Origin of the sequence: Lysinibacillus zambalensis (genome assembly GCF_040183165.1) — a bacterium.
GTDB lineage: Bacteria > Bacillota > Bacilli > Bacillales_A > Planococcaceae > Lysinibacillus > Lysinibacillus zambalensis.
On the sequence record NZ_JBEGDG010000009.1, the window covers coordinates 45,302 to 67,385 of the forward strand.

19 protein-coding genes are annotated in these 22,084 nt (G+C 34.8%); 14 read left to right on the forward strand and 5 right to left on the reverse strand.

Annotated elements, in window-relative coordinates:
* Positions 1-34 precede the first annotated feature (34 nt).
* The 5 genes from ABNX05_RS13250 (at position 35) to ABNX05_RS13270 (ending at position 6,489) form a co-directional block, all read left to right on the forward strand.
* Complete coding sequence (locus tag ABNX05_RS13250; RefSeq protein WP_349660181.1) at positions 35-1,333, forward strand: S1C family serine protease; 1,299 nt, start codon at positions 35-37, stop codon at positions 1,331-1,333.
* 239 nt (positions 1,334-1,572) lie between these two features.
* The gene (locus ABNX05_RS13255) at positions 1,573-1,737 is read left to right on the forward strand and encodes a CxxH/CxxC protein (protein ID WP_082337409.1); all 165 of its coding nucleotides are present in this window, start codon (positions 1,573-1,575) and stop codon (positions 1,735-1,737) included.
* A gap of 90 nt (positions 1,738-1,827) precedes the next feature.
* On the forward strand, positions 1,828-2,307 hold the full coding sequence (gene rlmH, locus ABNX05_RS13260; RefSeq protein ID WP_079563384.1) for a 23S rRNA (pseudouridine(1915)-N(3))-methyltransferase RlmH: 480 nt from the start codon (positions 1,828-1,830) through the stop codon (positions 2,305-2,307).
* Positions 2,308-2,963: 656 nt separating this feature from the next.
* A complete protein-coding gene (locus ABNX05_RS13265) occupies positions 2,964-4,631 on the forward strand; it encodes a methyl-accepting chemotaxis protein (RefSeq protein WP_349660182.1) in 1,668 nt (555 codons plus the stop codon).
* Positions 4,632-5,088: 457 nt separating this feature from the next.
* On the forward strand, positions 5,089-6,489 hold the full coding sequence (locus ABNX05_RS13270; protein ID WP_349660183.1) for a TcaA 3rd/4th domain-containing protein: 1,401 nt from the start codon (positions 5,089-5,091) through the stop codon (positions 6,487-6,489).
* A 242-nt stretch (positions 6,490-6,731) separates the two neighbouring features.
* Here ABNX05_RS13270 and ABNX05_RS13275 read toward each other — a convergent pair whose 3' ends face one another.
* Positions 6,732-9,086 (reverse strand): M13-type metalloendopeptidase, encoded by a 2,355-nt coding sequence (locus ABNX05_RS13275; protein WP_349660184.1) that lies wholly within the window; start codon positions 9,084-9,086, stop codon positions 6,732-6,734.
* Positions 9,087-9,538: 452 nt separating this feature from the next.
* On the opposite strand from ABNX05_RS13275, the gene ABNX05_RS13280 reads away from it, so the two are divergent.
* Together ABNX05_RS13280 and ABNX05_RS13285 are read left to right on the forward strand one after the other, a co-directional pair.
* Complete coding sequence (locus ABNX05_RS13280; RefSeq protein ID WP_349660185.1) at positions 9,539-9,856, forward strand: hypothetical protein; 318 nt, start codon at positions 9,539-9,541, stop codon at positions 9,854-9,856.
* Positions 9,801-10,400 (forward strand): hypothetical protein, encoded by a 600-nt coding sequence (locus ABNX05_RS13285; protein ID WP_349660186.1) that lies wholly within the window; start codon positions 9,801-9,803, stop codon positions 10,398-10,400. The genes ABNX05_RS13280 and ABNX05_RS13285 overlap by 56 nt, the downstream gene beginning before the upstream one ends.
* Before the next feature lie 117 nt (positions 10,401-10,517).
* Here ABNX05_RS13285 and ABNX05_RS13290 read toward each other — a convergent pair whose 3' ends face one another.
* Complete coding sequence (locus ABNX05_RS13290) at positions 10,518-12,161, reverse strand: thiamine pyrophosphate-binding protein (protein WP_349660187.1); 1,644 nt, start codon at positions 12,159-12,161, stop codon at positions 10,518-10,520.
* Between the two features lie 37 nt (positions 12,162-12,198).
* Positions 12,199-14,976 carry a bifunctional diguanylate cyclase/phosphodiesterase gene (locus tag ABNX05_RS13295; RefSeq protein ID WP_349660188.1) on the reverse strand — a complete coding sequence of 926 codons (2,778 nt, stop codon included), beginning with the start codon at positions 14,974-14,976 and terminating at the stop codon, positions 12,199-12,201.
* Between the two features lie 390 nt (positions 14,977-15,366).
* Here ABNX05_RS13295 and ABNX05_RS13300 point away from each other — a divergent pair, with 390 nt between their 5' ends.
* Complete coding sequence (locus ABNX05_RS13300) at positions 15,367-17,241, forward strand: leucine-rich repeat domain-containing protein (RefSeq protein WP_349660189.1); 1,875 nt, start codon at positions 15,367-15,369, stop codon at positions 17,239-17,241.
* A gap of 37 nt (positions 17,242-17,278) precedes the next feature.
* On the opposite strand, the gene ABNX05_RS13305 is transcribed toward ABNX05_RS13300, so the two are convergent.
* Positions 17,279-17,617, reverse strand: a complete 339-nt coding sequence (locus ABNX05_RS13305) for a BRCT domain-containing protein (RefSeq protein ID WP_349660190.1) — start codon at positions 17,615-17,617, stop codon at positions 17,279-17,281.
* A 300-nt stretch (positions 17,618-17,917) separates the two neighbouring features.
* Here ABNX05_RS13305 and ABNX05_RS13310 point away from each other — a divergent pair, with 300 nt between their 5' ends.
* Both ABNX05_RS13310 and ABNX05_RS13315 read left to right on the forward strand, forming a co-directional pair.
* Complete coding sequence (locus ABNX05_RS13310) at positions 17,918-18,718, forward strand: MBL fold metallo-hydrolase (protein WP_349660191.1); 801 nt, start codon at positions 17,918-17,920, stop codon at positions 18,716-18,718.
* 127 nt (positions 18,719-18,845) lie between these two features.
* Positions 18,846-19,112: a hypothetical protein gene (locus tag ABNX05_RS13315; protein ID WP_079563395.1), complete on the forward strand. Its 267-nt coding sequence runs from the start codon at positions 18,846-18,848 to the stop codon at positions 19,110-19,112.
* A gap of 308 nt (positions 19,113-19,420) precedes the next feature.
* On the opposite strand, the gene ABNX05_RS13320 is transcribed toward ABNX05_RS13315, so the two are convergent.
* Entirely contained in the window at positions 19,421-19,912 is a 492-nt protein-coding gene (locus tag ABNX05_RS13320; RefSeq protein WP_349660192.1) for a hypothetical protein, read from the reverse strand.
* Positions 19,913-20,163: 251 nt separating this feature from the next.
* Between ABNX05_RS13320 and ABNX05_RS13325 the strand changes: the two genes are divergently transcribed.
* The 4 genes from ABNX05_RS13325 (at position 20,164) to ABNX05_RS13340 (ending at position 22,003) form a co-directional block, all read left to right on the forward strand.
* Positions 20,164-20,313, forward strand: a complete 150-nt coding sequence (locus ABNX05_RS13325; RefSeq protein ID WP_349660193.1) for a hypothetical protein — start codon at positions 20,164-20,166, stop codon at positions 20,311-20,313.
* A 236-nt stretch (positions 20,314-20,549) separates the two neighbouring features.
* On the forward strand, positions 20,550-21,143 hold the full coding sequence (locus ABNX05_RS13330) for a hypothetical protein (protein WP_349660194.1): 594 nt from the start codon (positions 20,550-20,552) through the stop codon (positions 21,141-21,143).
* Positions 21,144-21,173: 30 nt separating this feature from the next.
* Positions 21,174-21,416, forward strand: a complete 243-nt coding sequence (locus tag ABNX05_RS13335; RefSeq protein WP_349660195.1) for a hypothetical protein — start codon at positions 21,174-21,176, stop codon at positions 21,414-21,416.
* Between the two features lie 86 nt (positions 21,417-21,502).
* Positions 21,503-22,003, forward strand: coding sequence for a hypothetical protein (locus ABNX05_RS13340; RefSeq protein WP_349660196.1), 501 nt, complete (start codon positions 21,503-21,505; stop codon positions 22,001-22,003).
* The last annotated feature ends 81 nt before the right edge of the window (positions 22,004-22,084 follow it).

Consider the following 22,084-nt stretch of genomic DNA (forward strand, 5'->3'; position numbering starts at 1 on the left):
CTAACAAATACTAATAAGAGGAAGGACGAGGAGAATGAGCTATTTTCAAGATGATGATAAAAACAATGATTTTCTAAAAAATGATGATATACAGAAATCACCTCTTCAGGAGCGACTCGAACAAGAGGAGCGAGAAACGCAAGAGAAGCGTCATAAAAAGAAAGGCGGTGGCGGAGGTAAGGGTGGTTATTTATTTACTGGTCTTATCGGTGTCATCATAGGCGCTTTACTCGTTTGGCTCATGATGCCTGGTCTTGTCAATCAAATGCCAGGTACAACGACAAGCAGCACAGGTAAAAATGAAACAACCATTAATCAAGTTGCAACAGAAGTGACTACTGATGTTACGAAAGCAGTAGATAAGGCTTCAGATGCTGTTGTAGGAATCACAAATATTCAAGAAGTATCAAGTGGCGGATTCTGGAGTCCGCAACCTGCAATAGATCAGCCTGCAGGAAGCGGTTCAGGTGTTATTTACAAAGTTCAAGGTGATAGAGCTTTTATCGTGACAAATAACCATGTTATTGAAGGTGCAAAACAGTTAGAAGTAACAATGCCAGATGGAACGAAAGAAGAGGCACAATTAGTTGGTTACGATGTTTGGACAGACTTAGCGGTTATTTCAATCAGCTCTAAAGATGTTAAGACAGTAGCGACATTTGGTAACTCAGATGTGTTAAAGCAAGGTGAGACAGTAATTGCGATTGGTAACCCACTTGGCTTAGAATTCTATGGCTCTGTTACTACAGGTGTTGTTTCTGGTAAGGATCGTTCTGTACCAGTTGACATGAACAATGATGGTTCAGTAGATTGGCAGCAAGAAGTATTACAAACAGACGCAGCTATCAATCCTGGTAATAGTGGTGGTGCACTTGTTAACCTTGCTGGTGAATTAGTCGGCATTAACTCCATGAAAATTTCGGAATCCTCTGTTGAAGGTTTAGGCTTCTCCATTCCGATTAATTCAGCAATTCCAATTATCGAGGAGTTAGAGAAAAATGGTGAAATGAAACGTCCAACAATGGGTGTTTCTTTAGTAGACTTAACGGATGTTCCGTCATACATCCAACAACAAACATTAAAATTGCCAAATGATTTAACAACAGGTGTTGTAATTAAAGATGTTGTGCCGAACTCTCCAGCTTCAAAAGCAGGCGTTAAACAATACGATATAATTGTTGAAATGGATGGCAAAAAAATTGAAACAGGAATCGATTTACGCAAACATTTATATAATGACAAAAAAATTGGTGATACATTAACGATGAAAGTATACCGCCAAGGTAAATTAGTGGATCTATCATTAACATTAACTAATGGCGATTCATTGTAAATTAAAAATCAGTGGGGATTATATGATCTCCACTGATTTTTTGTTGAAGTATTAAGAATGATTTAGAAAATATTGTGGATAACTAGAAAATTGTGAATAATAACATTAACATAGCGAGTGGCGGTATGAAGCCTATTCTTCCATACTTGCCTGTCCTTTGTTACAATAGATTGTGGATAACATAGACCGAATTGTGAATAAGTTTGTGGAAATTTCGGAAAATAAGAAGAGGTGTAAAAATGGAAAAATACAGCTGTGAAAACCATATAGAACACGCTTTAGACATGTTTGTGGCAGAGCAAAAAGAGTTCCCGATTATGGATAAAATCGAAGAGGATAAAAAGTTATCCACAAAATGTAGCTACTGTGAACAACCAGCAGAATATCTTGTATCAAGTAAATAACTTTACACAAGATATAGGAATGGCTTGTGGATATGTTGATAACTTTTGTGGATAATTTGTTTGTAAATGAAATGTAAAGGTGGATAACGTGTGAATATAACGATTGTATCAGTCGGAAAACTAAAAGAAAAGTACTTAAAAATGGGCATAGATGAATACGTAAAACGTCTCGGTGGCTACGCAAAAATGGATATAATCGAAGTACCAGATGAAAAAGCACCCGAACAGCTAAGCGAAGCAGAAATGGAAATCGTCAAGAAAAAGGAGGGTGAACGTATTCTATCTAAAATCGGCCCAGATACATACGTTATCGCCTTAGCCATTAACGGCAAAATGAAAACCTCAGAACAAATGGCGGCAGATCTTGAATCTCTAATGACCTACGGCAAAAGTAAAATTGCGTTCGTCATCGGTGGTTCCCTTGGATTACATGATGATGTGTTGAAACGAGCTGATGAGCAACAATCCTTCGGAAAGATGACATTACCACATCAGCTAATGAAACTTGTTTTGGTGGAGCAAGTTTATAGGAGTTTTAGAATTATGAAGGGTGAACCGTATCATAAGTAAGTGAGGTTATCTACTTTACTGACGATTAATTGTTACTAAAGATGATATAGCTGTGAGATGACAGCCTAGCTAAGAGATTAGTTGGGCTGTTTTTATTTTCTTGTGCTATGTATAATGCTATGACATATAGAGATTATGAAAATACATCCTCAATTATTATTAAATTTTATCCGACTGAAATTGTTATAGAAAACCCTGGCTCTTTCCTGACAGCGAAAATTCAAGTAAAGAAAATTTAGATTCTTTTCTAATATAGCTCAATACCTTTGCTGCTAACTTTGATGAACATACGAGGGATAAAGGGAGAACTAAAATAAACTTTGCTCCACATATTTTATAATTGTATAATTTATGTATAACTTATGTATAACTGGTTGATTTGAAACAGTGTATTACTATGAATATTAAGCCCTCCATCACAATAAAAAGGATTACAATATTTGCGTGAAGCAGGGATCTAATTGCAATTATGTGTATTATTATAGATAAAAGCTAAAATAGAAGGTGTAATGAAAATGGGTTTTCCCTTGATTGGAAGAAAAAAAATATTAAATACCAGGAGGACAACTAAGCGCTCTAAAAAAGAAAAATCTAGAAGTTTAGTATTTACGAGCTCGTTATTTCTCTCCGCCCTCATAATTATCGTTATCGGATTAATGATTTCCCTGTCCATACGCGATCAACGTGGGGCGTACTTTCGCCAATTTGATGAATATGGAAAAGTATTCACATCCATAACTCAACAAAATGAACCTCTTGTTGCCGAAGCAACGAAGACAATTCTTGAGCATCAACCATTGGAGGGAAAACCATTCGAGGAACTCCCCAATATTTTGAATTCTATGAACTCCAATCATATGGTAGTGGATGTCTATTTATTAACACCGGACATTATCAAGAAGGATGGCAAAGAATACTTATATAACTCAGAATATGGTCGGGATCCAGTTGAATATGCTGAAGAGTTAGGTACGTTATATGAAATAGATTCGGAATTTCTTAAAAGTTACGAAGATGCAATGAGAAACGGAAGCACATTAACGGATGTTTACACTGATGAAGGTGGAACTTTCATCTCGTATTTAGCGCCGATTAATGATGGAAGCGGGAAACCAGTTGCGTTGTTCGGTGTCGATTTCGATTACGGGATTGTTAAAAAGGAACTTCAACGGATTCTATGGACGAATATCACGGTTGGTATTTTTTTTGTACTTATGTTAATCGGGTTGGTTGTATTCATTCTTCGTAGAATGTTGCGCCCGCTTGCACGTTTAGCAGAAGTGTCTGAACATGCTTCGAAAGGTGATTTAACCGTTGAAATTCCTGTACTGAACCATAATGAGATTGGTAAGGCTGCAAGTTCATTTAATCAGATGATTAGCGGACTTCGGGTATTGACCCATAACATACAAAATTCTTCGAATGAAGTTGCTGTATCTTCTTCTCAATTACAAGAAAGCGCTGCCCAGACCGAAGCAGCTACACAAGAAATCACAAGTGCCATTCAAAACATTGCTGTTGGGCTCGATGAACAACTTCGTCATACTAATGAGTGTCAACAATCAATGAAGGAAATGGGAATGGGTATTCATAGAATCGTAGATGCATCATCCGTCGTCTCAGAATTGGCTTCGGTTACAGCAGATAGCGCAAATGCAGGAATGAAGGATATAGATACAACAGTTGCTCAAATGAGCACAATTGAACAAAACTTGAAAACATCAGTCGAAGCAATCCATGGACTGAAGAAATTAAGCGATCAAGTTAGTGAAATGGTTACATTAATAGGTAGCATTGCTAATCAGACCAATTTGCTTGCACTTAACGCATCGATTGAGGCATCGCGAGCAGGCGAGCATGGTAAAGGTTTTGCCGTTGTGGCTCAAGAAATTCGTATACTCGCTGAACGGTCCAAAATCTCTTCGGAGAAAATAACTGACATACTCCAAGGCATCAGCGATCAAACGAGTAAAACAGTGGTTTCTTTGGATAAATCAATGACAGAAGCCCAGGCAGGTACACACATTGCGAATAAGGCAGGGCAAACATTTAGTTCGATCGTGGAGTCGATTCAGAAAGTGTCCGATCAGATTGACGAAGTATCTGCTGCTTCGGAACAACTGTCATCAGGAAGTGAGCTAGTTGCGGCTTCACTAACAGTGCTGGAGGGTATCGCAGATTCATCTTCAGCCGACGCCGCTCACATCGCCGCTTCATCAGAAGAACAACTTGCAGCCATGCAAGAGGTAGCCAGTTTTGCAGCTATGCTTTATGGGCTGGCGGATGAATTGAAACAGAGTGTTGACCGTTTCCGTGTAAAGTAGGTTACTAGTTAAAACCGCACTTAGATGACAGCCTAGCTAAGAGATTAGTTGGGCTGTTTTTATTTTCTTGTGCTACGTATATATAGATTTTGGAAAATGTTTCATCGTTTGCTAATATATAAGATGGCAGAAAGTTCTTCAATGAGAGAATGGTGTAACTTCGGATTCAGTTTTTGGACTGATTGGTGACTCAATTCAAGAATAAAAAAACGCACTTAGTTAGAACAGTTACGGAGAACAGTATCATAAGTAAGTGAAAGTTACCTCAGTTTGAGAGTTAAACATTTTATTTTTGAAATGTAAGGGGGGCTAACATAGAGTAACGCTGTGTGTTGGCCTCCTTTTTGTGTATTTATTCTTTTGATTTGGGTGGTAGTTACTGTTTTTTAAGTAAAACTAGTACCCTTTTTCAAAAAAATGTATAATATGCTGATGTATATGTAAGGGGGAATAAAAAATGGATTTTTGTGTTCACTGTGGTTATCAAAATGCAGAAGAAACTAATTTCTGTGAGAACTGTGGTAAACCTATTAATTCGGTAAGGGAAACAAAATCTGAATCGAATAATTCTGTAGGACCTCAGTATTCTAAACAAAATGGAAAGAAGAAACCTATGTCGAGGAAGAGTAAGTTTACAATCATAGGTATTGCAGTAATAATCGGATTAGTTGTAATCGCAAATATTGCTATTACAAAAATGTTAGATCCGATGAAGCAGATTGAAGCGATGGATTCCGCATTGAAACAAGAAGATTATCAAGCGTTTTTAGAAGAATTCCAAATTCCTAAAGATTTGATTTATGATGCTGAAAGTTTTTCTTTGTATGTAAAGGAAAATGGGTGGAGCGCAATTCGTGATAATTTAATAGAGGAAGTAAATTCTTTAGAAAATGGTGAATTTGCAGATCCCATTAGTGATAGTCATGGTACAGATTTGATAACGGTTCTACAAAAGGATGTCTTGTTTGGGCTCTTTAAAAAGGTAGAATTCAAATTGGTGCCGATAGAAGTCTACACTGAAGCGCCATTAAAGGATATAGAAATTATGATTAATAATCATAAAGTTAAAACGGATAACGAAGGCACACAATTATTGGGGCAGTATTTGCCTGGTGTTTATGCCTGGAGTTATACGTATGATGGCCAGTGGGCTAACTTGGAGAATAGCGGCGAACTGACAATCCGAGGAAATGGATCTAATAAGCTAAAAATTGATATTGATTGGGATATGACATCTTTAGAATTAGATTCTGACATAGAAGATGCAATCGTTTATGTAAATGGGAAATCCACTAAATTGACTGTTTCAGAAATAGGGGAAATGTACCCTCTTTCAGCTAACGATATTATAAAGATTTATGCTGTTGCCAAAAACTCAAAAGGTCAAGATGTTCAATCAAATAGTATTACTTCAGATGCCCGATATGCTTACTTTGAATTTCCAGAAGATACAAATCAACCTACCTTTGAAGAAGAACAAGAAAAAGTTACAAATGGAAGTCAAAAAGATGAGTACATACAGAAGCTAGATTCGATTGATGCTGGTTTAGCAGATCTGGAGCATTTGTATACTAATAAAGATAATACAGAAATTTTAAAAGCAGAAAAAGAAACATATAATAGATGGGATAATATCTTAAACGAAATCTATGCTTTGTTAAAACAGCAACTTTCTAGTGGTGACATGCAGAGTTTAAAAGAAGTACAAATAGAGTGGATTAAAGACAAAGAGAGTTCTGCCAAAAATGCGGCTTCAAAGTATGCTGAAGATGAAATGAAAGAAATTACAAAGTATAAAATTGAAGCTCAATATACGAAAGAAAGATGTTATGAGCTAGTAAAAAATTATATGAAATAAACAAGTGAAAAAGAGAGTTTTAAAATCTATTACACAAGATATCTACATAAAAAAAACTAAAAAATTCTCTAAATAATTAAGTGTGCTCTTTAAAAAGCAAACCCCAAGAATGCTGTGAAATCACCATTCTTGGGGTTTTTATTTCGGTGTGTATCTACTCTAAAAAGAATGTCTTAGACAATCCCTTTGCGTTTATACACTGTTGTAAGAGCTATCGGAATTAGCTCTATCTGTTCGGATTTTTACCAGATGGAAACTCGCTCTTCCGGAGCTATATACATGCCATCTCCAGGCTTAATTCCATAGGTATCATAGAATTGTTGGAAGTTCACAATCGTGCGGTTTACCCGGATTTTATTGGCTGAATGTACATCATTTTTGCTCAGCATTGCTGCAAATTCTTTTGTAGTTGTGAATTTCCATACTTCTGCATTGCTTTCGAAATACGCTTTATAATCCGGACTACTCATTTGGGATACAACTTGCAATGAAGCTGCCATTCCACCTAAATCAGCGACATTTTCACTTAGTGTAAGCTGACCGTCGCTCAAAACACCGGGAATAATCTCAATTCCATTATAGAACTCAATCAGTTTCTGGTTTTTCTCTTTGAATTTCTTAAAGTCCTCTTCTGTCCACCAGTTATTTGCATTTCCGTTTTCGTCGTATGCAGATCCGTTGTTATCAAATGCATGGCTGATCTCATGGCCAATGACCATGCCAATGGCACCATAGTTTGCTTCAGGTTTAGCGTTAATATCATAGAAAGGCGCTTGGAGAATACCAGCAGGGAATGTAATTTCATTATTAAAAGGATTGTAGAAGGCGTTTACAGTATATACGCTCGTGCCCCATTTTGTTCGGTCCACTGGTTTTCCTAGCTTGGCTTTCATGTCATCAATGTATGCTTTGTTTACTGTGACAGTATTAGAGAGCAGTGAACCGCCTTCGTCATATGTCTTGATAGCTACTTTATCTAACGTCGTATCCCATTTATCTGGGTAACCGATCTTAACAATCATCGTCTCCAGCTTTTTAATTGCTTTAGCTTTTGTTGTCTCTGACATCCAATCAAGAGATTTAATTCTTTCCTCATACGTAGCAATTAACTTCTCTACCATTTGCTCAACATCTTTTTTAGCTTCTGGTGAAAAGTGTTTCTCGGCAAACATTTGCTCCAAATATCCGCCCATTGTGCCAGTTGTCTTGGCTACAGCGATTTCTTTAGCTGTTTTCTCACCTGTAACGCCGAATAACGTTGCGTCAAACTCAATAGCAGCATCTCTGAATTCATCTGACAACGAACCGCTTGTTGCTATAATCAATTGCACTTTGGCGTAAGCTTTAAGTACGTTAAGATTAGTCTCAGTCAAGAAATCCGTGCCTTTTTGCGCCAGCTTCACATCGGTTACGATCACTTTATCAGCACTGTCGATTTTCATCGATTTCAAGACTTGTTTCATATCTACTGTTTTGAACATGTCATCGAATTGTTCGATTGTATACGGATTATAGTATTTATTGACGTCGCTTTGTTCATGAGGCTCAAGTGATACGGAAGCTAAGCTTTTCTCCATATCATATATTTTTTCGGCAAGTGCATTTGCAGCAGACTTTTCCGCGCCAGATGCCACAAGAAGTTTAGTCATATATTGAACATAGGCTTTTTTCGCTTTCGCGTCTTCTGTTACAAAGCTGTTCTTATCCAGAACAGAAGTTAATCCAGAGTAATACAAAGCATTTTCACTGCTGTTCTTTGCATCGTTCATGATTGAGAAGCTAAATAATGAGGTTAGACCCAATTCTTTCTCCAGGATAAGATCTGCTTGAACGAGTTCATCAAGCGTTTTTGCCCCGTCAATTGCCTTTACATATTTTTGGATGGGCTCCATCCCTTGTTTATTTCTACTTTTTGAATCCAACGCTGTCGAATAGAAATCGGCAATTTTTTGTTCTTTTGTTCCTTCTGCGAACTGTTTGCCAGCGAGTTCATCTATTATTTTTTCTATTTTATCGTTATTTTGCTTGTGCAGCTCGGAAAATACGCCGTCCATGATTTCTCCTGCTGGAATTGCCGATTTATTTAACCATTCTTTATTGATTGCTTCATAAAAATCGTCATTTAAATGGGAGCCTTTAAGCGACCAAATTCTAGAAATTATATTTTGAAGCTCATCAATCGTAATAGTGTCAGTTGCGCCTAATGTGCCGTCAGGGTTGCCCGCCAGTACGCCTGCTTTTGCCAGTTTATCGATATCTTTCTTAGCCCAAGCCGGTACATCGGAGAACTCGACGCCGAATGTTCCACTGCGCAAATCATTTCCGACAGGCTTTGGCAATTTGCCGAATGCTCTGCTCAACATGACTAAAGCTTCAACCTTCTTAGCTGGCTCATTCTCTCTTAAATCGCCGTTTTTGGAGCCTTGCATAATGGCTTCTTTATTAATTCCTGGTTGATAAGCGTCTGCTGCCATCAACAAGGCTTTTACAATCTCTCCTCTTGTCGCTGATGGCGACTTTTCATCGGCATACACCGATACGCTAACGGATAGGACCATTATTATGGTCATGAGTAAGGATAAAACCTTCTTTTTCATCTTCGTGCTCCTCTAAATTGTAGTTGTATAAATAAAGATAAATGGGGATAATTTAGAATTTTATCCATTTGTATTCCATTGTAGTTTATTTATTTCAGTTTGAAAATATGTAAGGAGTTTTTTAAATTTCAAGAGAGCATAATTTATTCAATTTTAGCTGATAGAGCTTTTAAAATTTAAAAAGGATTTAATTTCGTTATTGCTTTTATTATATTCTGGAGTAACTTGTGTCATACAACTTGTGCGGGAAGTTTAGTTTTCAAAAAGGCGTGAAGGTTGATTACTTTAGGAAAGTAGACGAAGCACCTACTTATGATACGGTGAACTGTATCATAAGTAAGATTATTAAAAAGACCACCTATAACGTTGATATAACAATGTTTTAGGCGGTTTTATTAACTCTAAATTAAATTTATGATAAGCTAGAAAAAGGAAATTGAGGATAAATGAGCATGGGAAAACTATGGATGTTTTTTGCTCTAGCAGTAATTTATATAATTCGCATTGTTCTTGGTTTCTTATCGGGTGTATATCTTTTGGATGGTACAACAGCTTTAGATACAGAGAAAATTGACAACAACATGTTTAATGAACTATATGAACATGAAGAACGTCACCGTTCATTCTTTGTAAATATAAAAGTTAATGAACCGCGCTTAGACAATTTACAAAAACGTATTATAAGTAAGTGTGGTTTTTATCGGAGGTTTAACAATGAAAAAAGCAGAAGTGATGGACAAGTATTTGGACTCTTATGGAAAAAGAATTAGTAGTTCTGAGATTTGTCATGTTGTAGATTTAGTTTTCAAGATTAATTTAGATGAGACACCTATTTTATCAAAAGAGAAGGAAGAGGTAGATGAGATTGCTTCATCAACAGGGAGAGAGGTAATAGATTCCTATCTAAATCAATATGACAGGGACATAACAGGGGCAGAAATTCGAAAAATAATAAATGAAATTTTTGGTGTTAATTTAGAAGCGATATCTTCATTAGAAGGAGCAAGAATTTCTTTATATTCAAAAGGTCAGTGGATTGTTCAACATGAAAAAGACTTATTTGTAGTATATACTGGAGCAAGTGATGTTGACGTAAAGGTCTTTCCTACAAATTATTTCACTGAACAAACTGGGTTAGTAACATTACCTTCTGATTTACAACATGCTCTAACGAGTATAGGGTATCACTTCGATGAAAAAATCGATAGTTACTATTTCTCAAATCCAACAGGTGAGGCTGTTCCAGATGTATTTAAAGGAAAAACAATAGGCGCTATACTTAGTGTCATCCAACATTCATTCTCAAATTTATAAACAAACGAATACATAAATTAGTAAGTAATTGGAGATAGAAAATCTCTGTAAGAAAAAAAGTCATATAGGGGAATATGATTACCAGTCTATATGACTTTTCATATTGTTTAAAACCTCTTACTTTCCAAAGGAAGATAAAAATTTAACTCGATCTCCCATAGGAGGCGTGTTATTATCTGTTAAAACTACTTCCAAAACTGCTGGTCCATTTAAATTCATTAAGTTATTTATCGTATCTTGGTTAATATCTTCTAGTTCCGTTACTTGGAAATTCGGAATGTCCATAGCTGAAGCCAATGCACTAATACTAATTGGATTTTGCTCAAAAGATGGGTGAGTACGGTGGAACTGTAGAGCATGTCCATGGTATACCATTCCTAAGCGAGCATTATTCATAACAATAAACAAGATCGGTAGATTATATTCTTTTGCTGTTAATATTTCCATTCCATGCATGAAAAAGCAACCATCACCTGTGATACATACAACAGGGCGTTCAGGTTCAGCTAACTTTGAGCCAATGGCAGATCCAATTCCACTTCCCATTGCGCCAAAATGGACATTAATATCATAAGTATCATTATCTAAAACCTTCATGTGATGAATGACATAGGACATAAATTCACCAATATCAATTGTATATCTAGTGGAGGATGGTAAATGTTTTTGAATACTTAATAGAACGTTTTTCGTATTATATTCTTCCATATCTCCAAGAGGCTCTTTATTTTCTTTACCCTCAAGAGCAGTTTCTTTTGTTGTATGCCCTTTAGTTCTTAACTCTTCTATAAGTAATAGTAAACTTAAATTGATATCACCTAGCACAGGTAAATCAATCTCATATTTTCGATTGAACACCGATTGATCATAGTCCATTTGTATAGAAAAACGGTTTTTCGTAAGATTTAAGTTGTAGTTATTTGTAGCTGTTTCTCCTAAACTTGAACCCACGATTAACAATACTTGTCCATCGCCATCAGCTATTAATTCTGAGGCAGCCTCGTGGCCAGCAAAGCCGAAAACGCCAACTAGAAGAGGATGATTCTCTGGAATGTATCCTTTTGCTTGCGGTGTTGTTAGAATAGGCCAATTTAGAATTTCTGCTAACTCTAGTAATTGCTCAACTGAATTTCTTACGCCTTGTCCTACTAAAATGTATCCGTTCTTTCTCTTTATTAGCTCTTCAGCTACATTTTTAATAGTATCCATAGCAGGAACTATTGCTGTTCTTTTTGGTGGAGCTGGTATTTCTATGTTTTGCACTATTTCGTGTTGAACATCTATTGGTATAGCAATATGTACTGGACCAGGCACTCCGGATATAGCGATTTCGGAGGCTTTTACTACTTCTTTCAGTAAATCCTTTGATTCTTTAACTGTTACACTGTATTTAGTAACTGGTTGAAAGATCGGCTGAGCATCCAACTCTTGCGAAGCATTTAAGCCGATTGTGCTAACTGGAACAGCACCGGTTAAAAATAAAACCGGTAAATGCTCGCGCATAGCATTTGCAGCACCTGTTACTAGGTTTGTCCCACCAGGTCCACTACAACCAATACATACGCTCATCTGGTTTGTATATTTTGCGTAAGCTGCGGCCATATATGAAGCAGCGCCTTCATGTTTCGTTACAATCGGTGTTAAGTCTTTCATATCATACAGTTCATCAAAAAATGCATTGACTGAACCTGCTGGAATACCAAAAATATATTGAACACCGTTACCTTTTAAATATTCTAAGACCGTACGAGCTGCTTTCATTATAAATCTCCCTTTTTTTATAAAATAGAACGTTAAGTTAATAGAAATATTTTTTCACAATATCTTCAGCCTTCATGGGCTTACTAAATAAATAACCTTGCATTAAATAACAATTTTGTCTCAATAAAAAATCGGCCTGTTCTTTTGTTTCAACCCCTTCAGCAATAACTTCAAGCTTTAAATTTTGAGCGAGGGTAATAATTGTATTTGTAATCGCCGCTGCATCATCCGTTAACATCTCTTGTACAAAGGATTTATCAATTTTTAATGTGGAAATCGGCAGATTTTTCAAATAACCTAAAGATGAATATCCGGTACCAAAATCATCAATGGCTAAATTTACCCCAAGTCCCTTTAATTGTATCATTGTTTTTAATGTTAATTCTGTATTTTTGACAATTAGATTTTCAGTAAGTTCTAATTGTAAATACTCAGGTGACAAGTCTGTTTCTTGTAAGACATTTTCTACAATAGAAAATAAATTACTCTGTTCGAATTGATGGACGGATAAATTTACAGACATACTAATGAAAGGACAACCTTGGTTATGCCATTCTTTCAATTGCTTGCAAGCTTCTTTAAGAACCCACTCACCTATAGGGACAATTAAACCGGTTTCTTCAGCAAGTGGAATAAACTTATCTGGTGTGATCATTCCGTGTTCTCGATGATTCCATCTTAATAAAGCTTCAACGCCCTTAATTTTGTTTGTTTTATAGTTTATTTGTGGCTGATAGAAGATAATAAGTTCATCTCGCTCTAACGCTTTATATAAATCATTTTCAAGCTTGATACTTTCAAAAGTTCTCGTATCCATTCCTTCGCTAAAGAAATGGTAGCTAGTACCTGGTGTTTCTTTTGATTTGTACATAGCTGTGTCTGCATTTTTGATTAACGTATCTGTCGTATCCCCATTATCAGGAAACAGGCTTATACCAATACTTGTTTTAATGTATATTTCATTGTCTATTAAGTTGAAAGGATTAGAGAAAGAAGCATTAATACTATTAATAACCTTCAAAATGTCATTTTCACATTTAATATTAGGCAAATAAATTGTAAATTCATCCCCTCCTTGGCGTGATACAGTTGCATCTTCTGGGACGCAAGTACTTAAACGTTTGGCAACCTCTTGAAGTAATAGATCGCCATAGCTATGTCCAAGCGAATCATTTACTAACTTAAAACGGTCTAAATCCAAATAGAGAACTGCTAATTTTTCTCCGTTCGCTTTTGCATACTTCAGCCCTTGAGTTAGTCTGTCTATTAAAAGAATTCTATTCGGTAAATTCGTTAAACTATCAAAATAAGCGTGGTATTTAATCTTTTCTTCTAGTTGCTTTCTTTGAGTTATATCTTTAAATGTGACAACTTCTCCTACAATATTGTCTCCTTCTTTTATTAAGGAGGTTACATATTCTACGGGAAAGTTGGAGTTGTCTTTTCTAAAAAACACCTTGTAGCTGTTGAAATTAGTATTTAAAAGGGATGAAATAATAATTTTGTCTTCCGTTTCATTACCACTCATAATAATATCGACGGATTTTCCGATTAATTCTCGCTCTGTTTCATAACCTAACATGAGTGCACCAGCTGGATTGCAGAATGTAATGTTTCGATCAAGATCTAATCCAAAGATACCTTCACCTGCAGAGTTGAGAATTAACTCTTTTTCACGGCTAAGCTGCTGTAACTCCGCTACAACTTTTTCAAGCTCTTTATTTTTGACTATTACTTCTGAGGTTCTCTCCTCAATAATGATTTCTTGCTTTTCCATATATATAAGGTTTGATAATGCAGATGCTGTAGTGTCAACAATGGATTGAGCTAGCTGTAATTGAGTTTCTGAATAGAAAAATGCTTTTTCTTCAAGATTAACAATAGATATTTGCCCTAAAATTTCACCCATTGAAACTAGAGGAAACATAACTAAACCGTTTATGCCGAAATTACGACAAACTTCATGATTAGGTCTTTCATCCTCAAATACATTTGAAATAAGAATGGCTTTTTTTGTTTCAAAAACCTCCTGCATTACAGCATCATTGCTTTGATCAATTTTAAATTTGTTATGTGTCTTTAGCCAATTCTCTTCTGTCCAATCACTTTCCTTACTCAACTTAGCCGGTTTCACTCTTTTTTCTGCTAAAGGATCTAAAAGGTGAATCCCTATATTTTTATTATCTAAAAATTTCTCTAAGTAGAAAAAGCATTTATCAAGGCTTTCTTGTAGTGAGGAGCACATTGATAAGTCACGTGTAACATCAAGCAGCAACTGCTTTTCGTTAATAAGGCGTTCTTTATAAGTTAAGTTGTTTGCATTTTGAATAGCAACAGCAGCCATATTCACATATGCCTCGACCGTTTGAATTTCTTCGTCTGTTAAGTTCATTGGAATTCCATAATCAAATAAAAAAACAAGGCCAAATAACTCTTGTTCAAAGGAGATGGGAAGAACTAATAAAGATTTAATATGGAACCCCTCAACTGCTCTGGGATCAGGTCGACTATCCTTCGAAGTATCAGGAATATAGATGGTTTTCTTTGTTTCAATTACTTCTTTTGCTAGTAAATCTATTTCGGTATCAATTATATGCATATTCAAAGTCCAGCCATTAATAACTGCTGGTTTTCCTACATATCCTCTGAATGTACCATCTTTTTGTGGTAAATAAATGCCCACAGAATCACATGTGACGATTTCTTCAGAAATTGCTATTGTTACCTGCTCTAATACTTCACGTAAATCTAGCTTCATATTAATCATTTTTGTTATATTAGCCAGTCGAGAATACCTCGTTTGTTCCATAGACATATATATGAACCCCCATTTTTATCCTTATCTTGTATAAATTTTTATTAAATTATTTCTTAATTCGTATCGAATGTCCCAGTCTTTTCATTTTACAGTAGTGATAAACAGGTAGGTAAGAAAATATAAAAATTAGTAAAAAAATCTTAAGAGCATTATGTCTTTTTACTAGTAGCCTTTTTATGTAGGACTACAATCATTCTTTAAGTGAAGTATTCCTTGTATTTCAAGTAGCGAAAGTAAATTTAAATATATCAAACAGTGGTAATTTCTTGGGCGACTTTTTGTTGTAGGTCTAAAGGAGGGAGATAATTAGTATTCAATAGAAAATATTGACATTTATTTTTCAGATAACTAAACTTAATTGGAAATAGAGCTGGGGAGGGACTGCCAGTGGAATTCATTAAATTAAATTGTCCGAATTGTAATGGGAAAATTGAATATAAAGAGGAACAATCATTCAAATGTCCTTTTTGTGAAACCGAGATAATGTTGAAAGAGAATAAAGTTTATTATGTTGATCAGACGATTAATAATTATTATGGTACAACTTCTGCCAATAAAGCTACACGTCCAAAAACGAATTTAAAAGCTCTTTTAATGGTACCGATTATAATCCTTTGTGCATTCCTTGGCTATTTCCTCTTAAGTAGCAATCAAACAGAAAATGATAACCGTGAGAAAATATCTGTTCGAAAAATGCCTGAAAGCGAAGTTCTTTTACTCTTTTTAAAAGATATTTTTGATAAAGGTGAAGCTTTGCCAACTAAAGAAGAAATCGCAAGTATCCGTTATTTGGCAGTCTATCATTCTGAAGATCAGTGGCATTTTGATTACAGTCTTGATGATCCATTTACAAATAAGCAAGCCAAAATTTCTAACTATATCATTATGGATAAGTTATTAAATACACAAAAAATCGAACAAAAAGATTTTGAGGCCTTTACTGGTCTGACGGTATTGAATTTGATGGGCGATTATGAAATATCACAAAGTGGAAATGTAAGCTTCCGACATCTGGAAGGTTTAAAAAGCTATACAGGTAGTTTTAATGAATCATTTAGTAAAATTGCTGAATATTTTAGTGATAAGTCTAATGTTGTAGAGCTTTCTATCCAAATTCGAAGTAATGATGAACTTGCTTTATTATTAGAGTTTCCCAATCTTCAATCACTTGAAATTTCGTACTACACTGAGACGGTTACAGACTTCCCTCTGCTGAATCAACTGCCATTAAAGTCATTGTCCTTAATGTCTGCCAATGATTTGAAATGGTTGTCTTCATTAACAGATTTAGAGTCGCTAACAATAGATCTAAGTGAAGCGACAGATTTTAGCTCATTCTATTCACTGAATCAATTACAAGAATTGAAGCTTACAGCGGTACGAAATTTAAAAACGCTTGATTTTATACAAAACATGCCCAACCTGCAATCGCTTGATCTTGAAAATATGGATATTACAAATGTAGAACGCCTTAGAAATAAGTCTTCATTGACAAAATTGCGTTTAGCTTCACTTTTTAAATTAGAAGTGCATGATATTGTAAACAGCCTGACTTCTCTGACCGATTTATCGATAACTGGTTATCATGGTGAAATATCGTCGATTGTAGCACCTCATTTAAAAAAAGCAGAATTAACAAGTTCTTTGCTCCCAAAGCTAGAGGCACCTGTTTTAAAATATTTGACTGTTGAAATTAGTGGAGCGCAGTCGTATTTGAATGGAGAAGAATTACTAAAATACCCGCAGCTAGAACAACTTACAGCAATGGAGGGAAGTGATTTCATAGGCATCGCTTCTTTAAATCGACTCCCAAATCTGCAAACAATAAATTTAAATGAGACAACTTTTTATGAAGAGACGAGTGAGTTATTCAATTTACAGCATGTAAAAAGGTTAAATTGTAATGAGTGTAAGTTTCAAATTGATAGTCAAAATTCGTTTAACAACAACAACCTGGAGCATTTAACTTTGAATGATGCATCTTTTCAAATAGACAATGGTGACTGGGTGAACGAAGTTGATAAGGTTATGCCTTACTTCGCTGGCTTTTCAGCTCTGCATTCATTCACTTTACAAGATAGTTCACTACAATCATTAAGTTTTATGGAAAAGTGGCAACAAATTGAGGAGCTTCATTTAGAAAATAATGCCATTTCAAATGTAGAGCCTTTGGTGAATTTGCCTAATTTGAAAAAGCTATATATTTTAGGGAATCAGGTGCAAAATACTTCTGTTCTAGACAAAGGAATTTTGATTTATTAAGGTAATTTCAATCAGGAGATACGTATCACTAAGCTATTTAAATTTTAGGTAGTTCTTCTTGCATTGAAATGAGCCAATTAAAATCATCCTCAATAATTATTTGAATGTCTAAGCCGAGGCTCATTAACTTCTCGGCTTTTAATTGTTTTGTACTTATACCACGACGTTTGTTCCCAAGAATAAGGAAATCTGTATCCTGTGTAACCGCCCCTTGCATAATTCCTCCACAAGCTCGTACTCTTTTTGCAGCTTCTGAACGTGTCATAGTGGAAAGGGCCCCTGTAAAGACAATTTGTTTATGATGAAATGGATGCTTTAAACATTCTGATGGGTCAGAAAGTAAGATGACTTCTGTGTTGTCCTTATTGTTGTTCATGTTGACTCTCCTTGATTGAAATAAGGTTTCTACCTAATGTATAGGTGACATTGATTTGATTCTACATTTAAACTAGTTATGGGAAATCGTATCATAAGTAAGGGATAAAAAATAATAGATCCGTTAATTATGAATACTTGTATCTATAGAAAAAGCTAAGAGTATGTAAAATTTAAATTGATTTCGCATACTTTTTTTCCTAAAGAAGGATTTTATAAATAGTGCTCGAACTAAGGAATAGAGCGGGCAAAATATAAACTAGCTCATTATCAAAAGAAAATAAGGGGAAAAGGGTGGTTCATGGTGATTCAATTCCAAAATAATAATATTACAGTTTTTCAAAGTGCATTATATATGACTACTTCGGCAATCATTCAAACGAATGAAGCAGTAATTATGACAGATCCTAATTGGCTACCTACTGAAATTGAAGATATTAAGAGTCATATAAACGAGATTAGAGGTGATAAACAACTATATATTGTTTATACACATAGCGATTTTGATCATATTATTGGTTCTGGGGCATTCCCAGAAGCTAAGGTAATTGCCTCAAAACAATTTGATGAAAATCCTAACAAAAAAGACATCATGCAAAAAATTAAACAATTTGACCAAGGGTATTATTTGAATAGAAGTTATTCACCTCAATATCCAAATGTAGATATTGTCGTTTCAGAGGACGGGCAAAAAGTAGAATTCGATTCCTTTACCATGACATTTTATCCAGCACCTGGTCATACGAATGATGGTTTATTTACAGTTATTGAGCCTTATGGTCTGTTTCTTTCTGGCGATTATTTGTCAGATATTGAGTTTCCATTTATTTTTAGCAACTATAAAGACTATGTAAATACGGTCAATAAAGCTGAAAATATTTTGCTTAATCATGAAATAACGACCCACGTACCTGGGCACGGTACGACAACGCAAAATCAACAGGAAATTCAAAAAAGGATAAACAGCTCGAAGTATTACTTAGAGCAGCTTCCTCATGATAATGAAGAGTTAGAAAAATATTTAAGTGAAAAATATTCATTTTTTGAAGGGATGAGAGGCATCCATACTGACAATAAGAAAATGGCTGAAGAAATTTTGTAGAGGAAGCATTCATGAGTGCTTCTTTTTTTGTTTTTTAATTCGCACTTTGTCCGTACATATTTTCTGCTCATTTTACAATACTATATCTAGATTATTTATTTAAATGGTAGGAAGGGGAGAGGTAGAATTGGCTAAGCACTCAGATATGAGTTGGAAAAAGGATCACCCAAGCACTTTGTTTGGGAACTCCGTCCAAAAGGCGGAGCGTTTGTTGAAGCATGTAAAGTCACACCCAGAGGAGATAGCGATTGAGCATGCTTTCAATCAAATAGAACATGCAGAAAATGCATTTATGAATGCAAAGGAATACGGTGAGCATTTGGATACAGTCCAACAAAATAAAGAGTACTTAGAGCAGATCAAGCAGCAATTACACGAAATGCAAGACAAATAGTGACAGAATAAATAAAAATAACTTTTAAGCGGCTTAAGTCCAATAATTGAAAGGACTAAGCCGCTTTATTTATTCCTTTTGTTTGCTTGCAGTAATCCCACCGTTATGCGAAGTGTTGCGAAAGACGGGGTGAATGAGCACCTTTCCTGGGAAATAATTTTTGTATATTTTTAATGTTCGGTTTAATTTTATGTTATTACTAAAGTTGGAATGATATTTACGTATGTCATGAATGTTAGATAAGGTAGGAGCACCCCTGGAAAGCGCCTGGTCGGAACGTATATCAACTACATGTTCTTAATCTTAAATTAACACCAAACGATTATTTTATACGGTGTGGTTTGTGCAGGGATACTTCTTGTAGTAGGGCCATAGATCACAATTAAGTTTCGATTGGCTAGGCTTTTTGAAAAAGGTTGACCATTTTTGAGCAAGATAAGTGTATAAGCAGAAACATTTAGTTGTAGTTGACCATCACTACTAACTAATTGGTTATTAAAAAAGTCGACTTTGACATTTTGATTGTTATTTTCCTTTACAACAACAAGTGCTCGATATTGAGGCGGATATATTAAAGGGACAGGTGCATTCCCATCATAATATCCAGTAACCCGATCGCCGGGAGTCACAATTTCTTGATTCACAAAGTAAGTGGAAGGAGAGACGACAAAATTGACGATGCCCTGAGTACTATCTTCTACCGTCATCAATTTATAACAACCTTCCTTTTCACCATTTTGCCCAATAGGGAAATCATCAATCTGAGTAACGACACCACGAAATGATTTAAAGTTTACCATTGCAATTCCTTTCTTTATAAAATTTCAAGCAATCATTGGTGAGACAAAAGCTTTCGTTATTTATTGTTTACCCGAAGGAGCTAAATTGAATTCATGACTAAAAGAAAATCAACAGCATTATTTTTAATTTATGTAACATATCCAATTTGGGTGACAGAGAATGATTGTAAGAACAGGTTTATATAATACATGAATCAATATATACTTAATTGGCAAACTATAAACGTTATTTTTAAGAGGAGGGGAGCCTATTGAAGTGGATTTCTAAAAACAAGAAACTCCTTTTAATATTCATCATTATTATTATGTTTATTGCTGGTATACTCGATATCAAATATGAAGGATTATTCTTTCAACTATTACCTGAATCTGTTCAAAACTATTTAGCTAATATTTTTTAAGTAGAATTGTATTTTTTAGGAATAGAGACTGGCTAAAAAACTCGTCTATTTATATTTGGAATTGGATTTTTATCCAATTCCTTTATTTAATTTCTTTCAGCGGGTATTTGGGCACCGGCACCCGTTGAAAGAAATTAAAGTACAAAGCCGATTCCTGAATCAATCATGCCGAGGCATAATTGATTCTCAAGCAAAATTTGGATGAACAGAAGAATTAAAGGAGTTGAAGTAAGAGAGTGAATAGTAAAGAGGATATTCAAAAACAGTTTTATAAAATATATAAAGGACAGATTAGTATCTCAGAATTTGAAGAATGGCTTTACAAAACACAAGAAATTGAAAGTGTTTTTAACAATGATTTTTACTTCAAGTTACTTGATTTGGATTATAGAAAAAAGCATATTAAAGTTGAATTAGTGAAGGTAATAGAGATGGAAATTCCACATGGGAAGTTTGAACAGTCGCGGATTCTTTCTCTTTTGAAAAACATCATATTTGAAAAAGGTGACCCAGTAGAGATATTGGAGCAATTATATGATGATTATTGCAACGGGTATTCATTTCTTCGTTTTTTAGGACTTACGTATATAACAGGAATTGATGTACTACCTACATTAAAGCAAAGAGATAAATGGGATGATAATAAATTTAATAGTAAGAGAGAAATATTAAACAATATTAAACCAAAACTAATAAAAGAAGCAGAGCGTTTGTTGTCATTCTTTCAAGAAGGGTTACTAATAATTGCTGAAGAAAATGATTACCTTGATTATCGAAAAGAGGAAGAAAAGATAGAACTTCATAATATTGAAAGGATGTTTAAAGAATAAGTCATTAATGGGTTAAGTGGTGGTGAGACAATGAATGATTTTGTAAAATCAATTTTATCTCCAAGTGAAGAATATAAGGTTGAAATTATTAAAAGAAATGACGGTCTATATACAATAGAGATCTTCAGATGGTTTGAAGGCGATATCGACTATTCATATGAGTATTGGAATCCTATCACACAAGGTTTTTCACTAATGGATACAGAAGAAAGTGCAATGAAAATTGGTGTTGAACAATTAAAAGTACACTCTGGTGAAATATTTGACCTTTAACATAATTAGCAACTGCGATATATTTTGACTTGTATTAAAGTAATTGTTCAGAAGGTGTTGACATTGAGCTAACTCCATCTTTTAAAGTGAAAATATTAAAAGAATGGGGTGATGTGAATGGCTATTATTACTTATGTATTGATAGGGTTATACGCATTATTGACATGGATTGCAGGCTTGCAGCAATGGAGAGAGAAAGGACATCAAGTACGAACATTTTTGTTTATGGTCTTATCTATCTGTATTCTTGTAACGATATTTTTACCGAACAAAGCTCTAGAACTGATGTTGCTAATTCTTTAATTTGTTTTGTTACATGTATTAGCAGTTGCGGAAGGGCTAGTAACAAAATTAAAATACTTTCTGAATGGTCGCAAAATACGGACGAAAATGATGAATTGACAGAAGCGGAAATTCAAAACCTTCAACAGATGAAATTATTATTTCAAAATAAGTATAAACAGATGATTCAAAGAGAAAAAGAGATTAAACAAATAAAGCAAGTCTTACAACGTGCTAAAAATAAAATGGAGCTGCTATTAGAAAAAAATAAAGGTAGTTTTAAAAGCTTTAATGGAAACGGATAAACAGTAAACCGTGTAAGAATCAGATGGGTGATTTTGATATTGATGGTTGGAAAATAAAAAGTCCTGTAATAGAATGAGTTT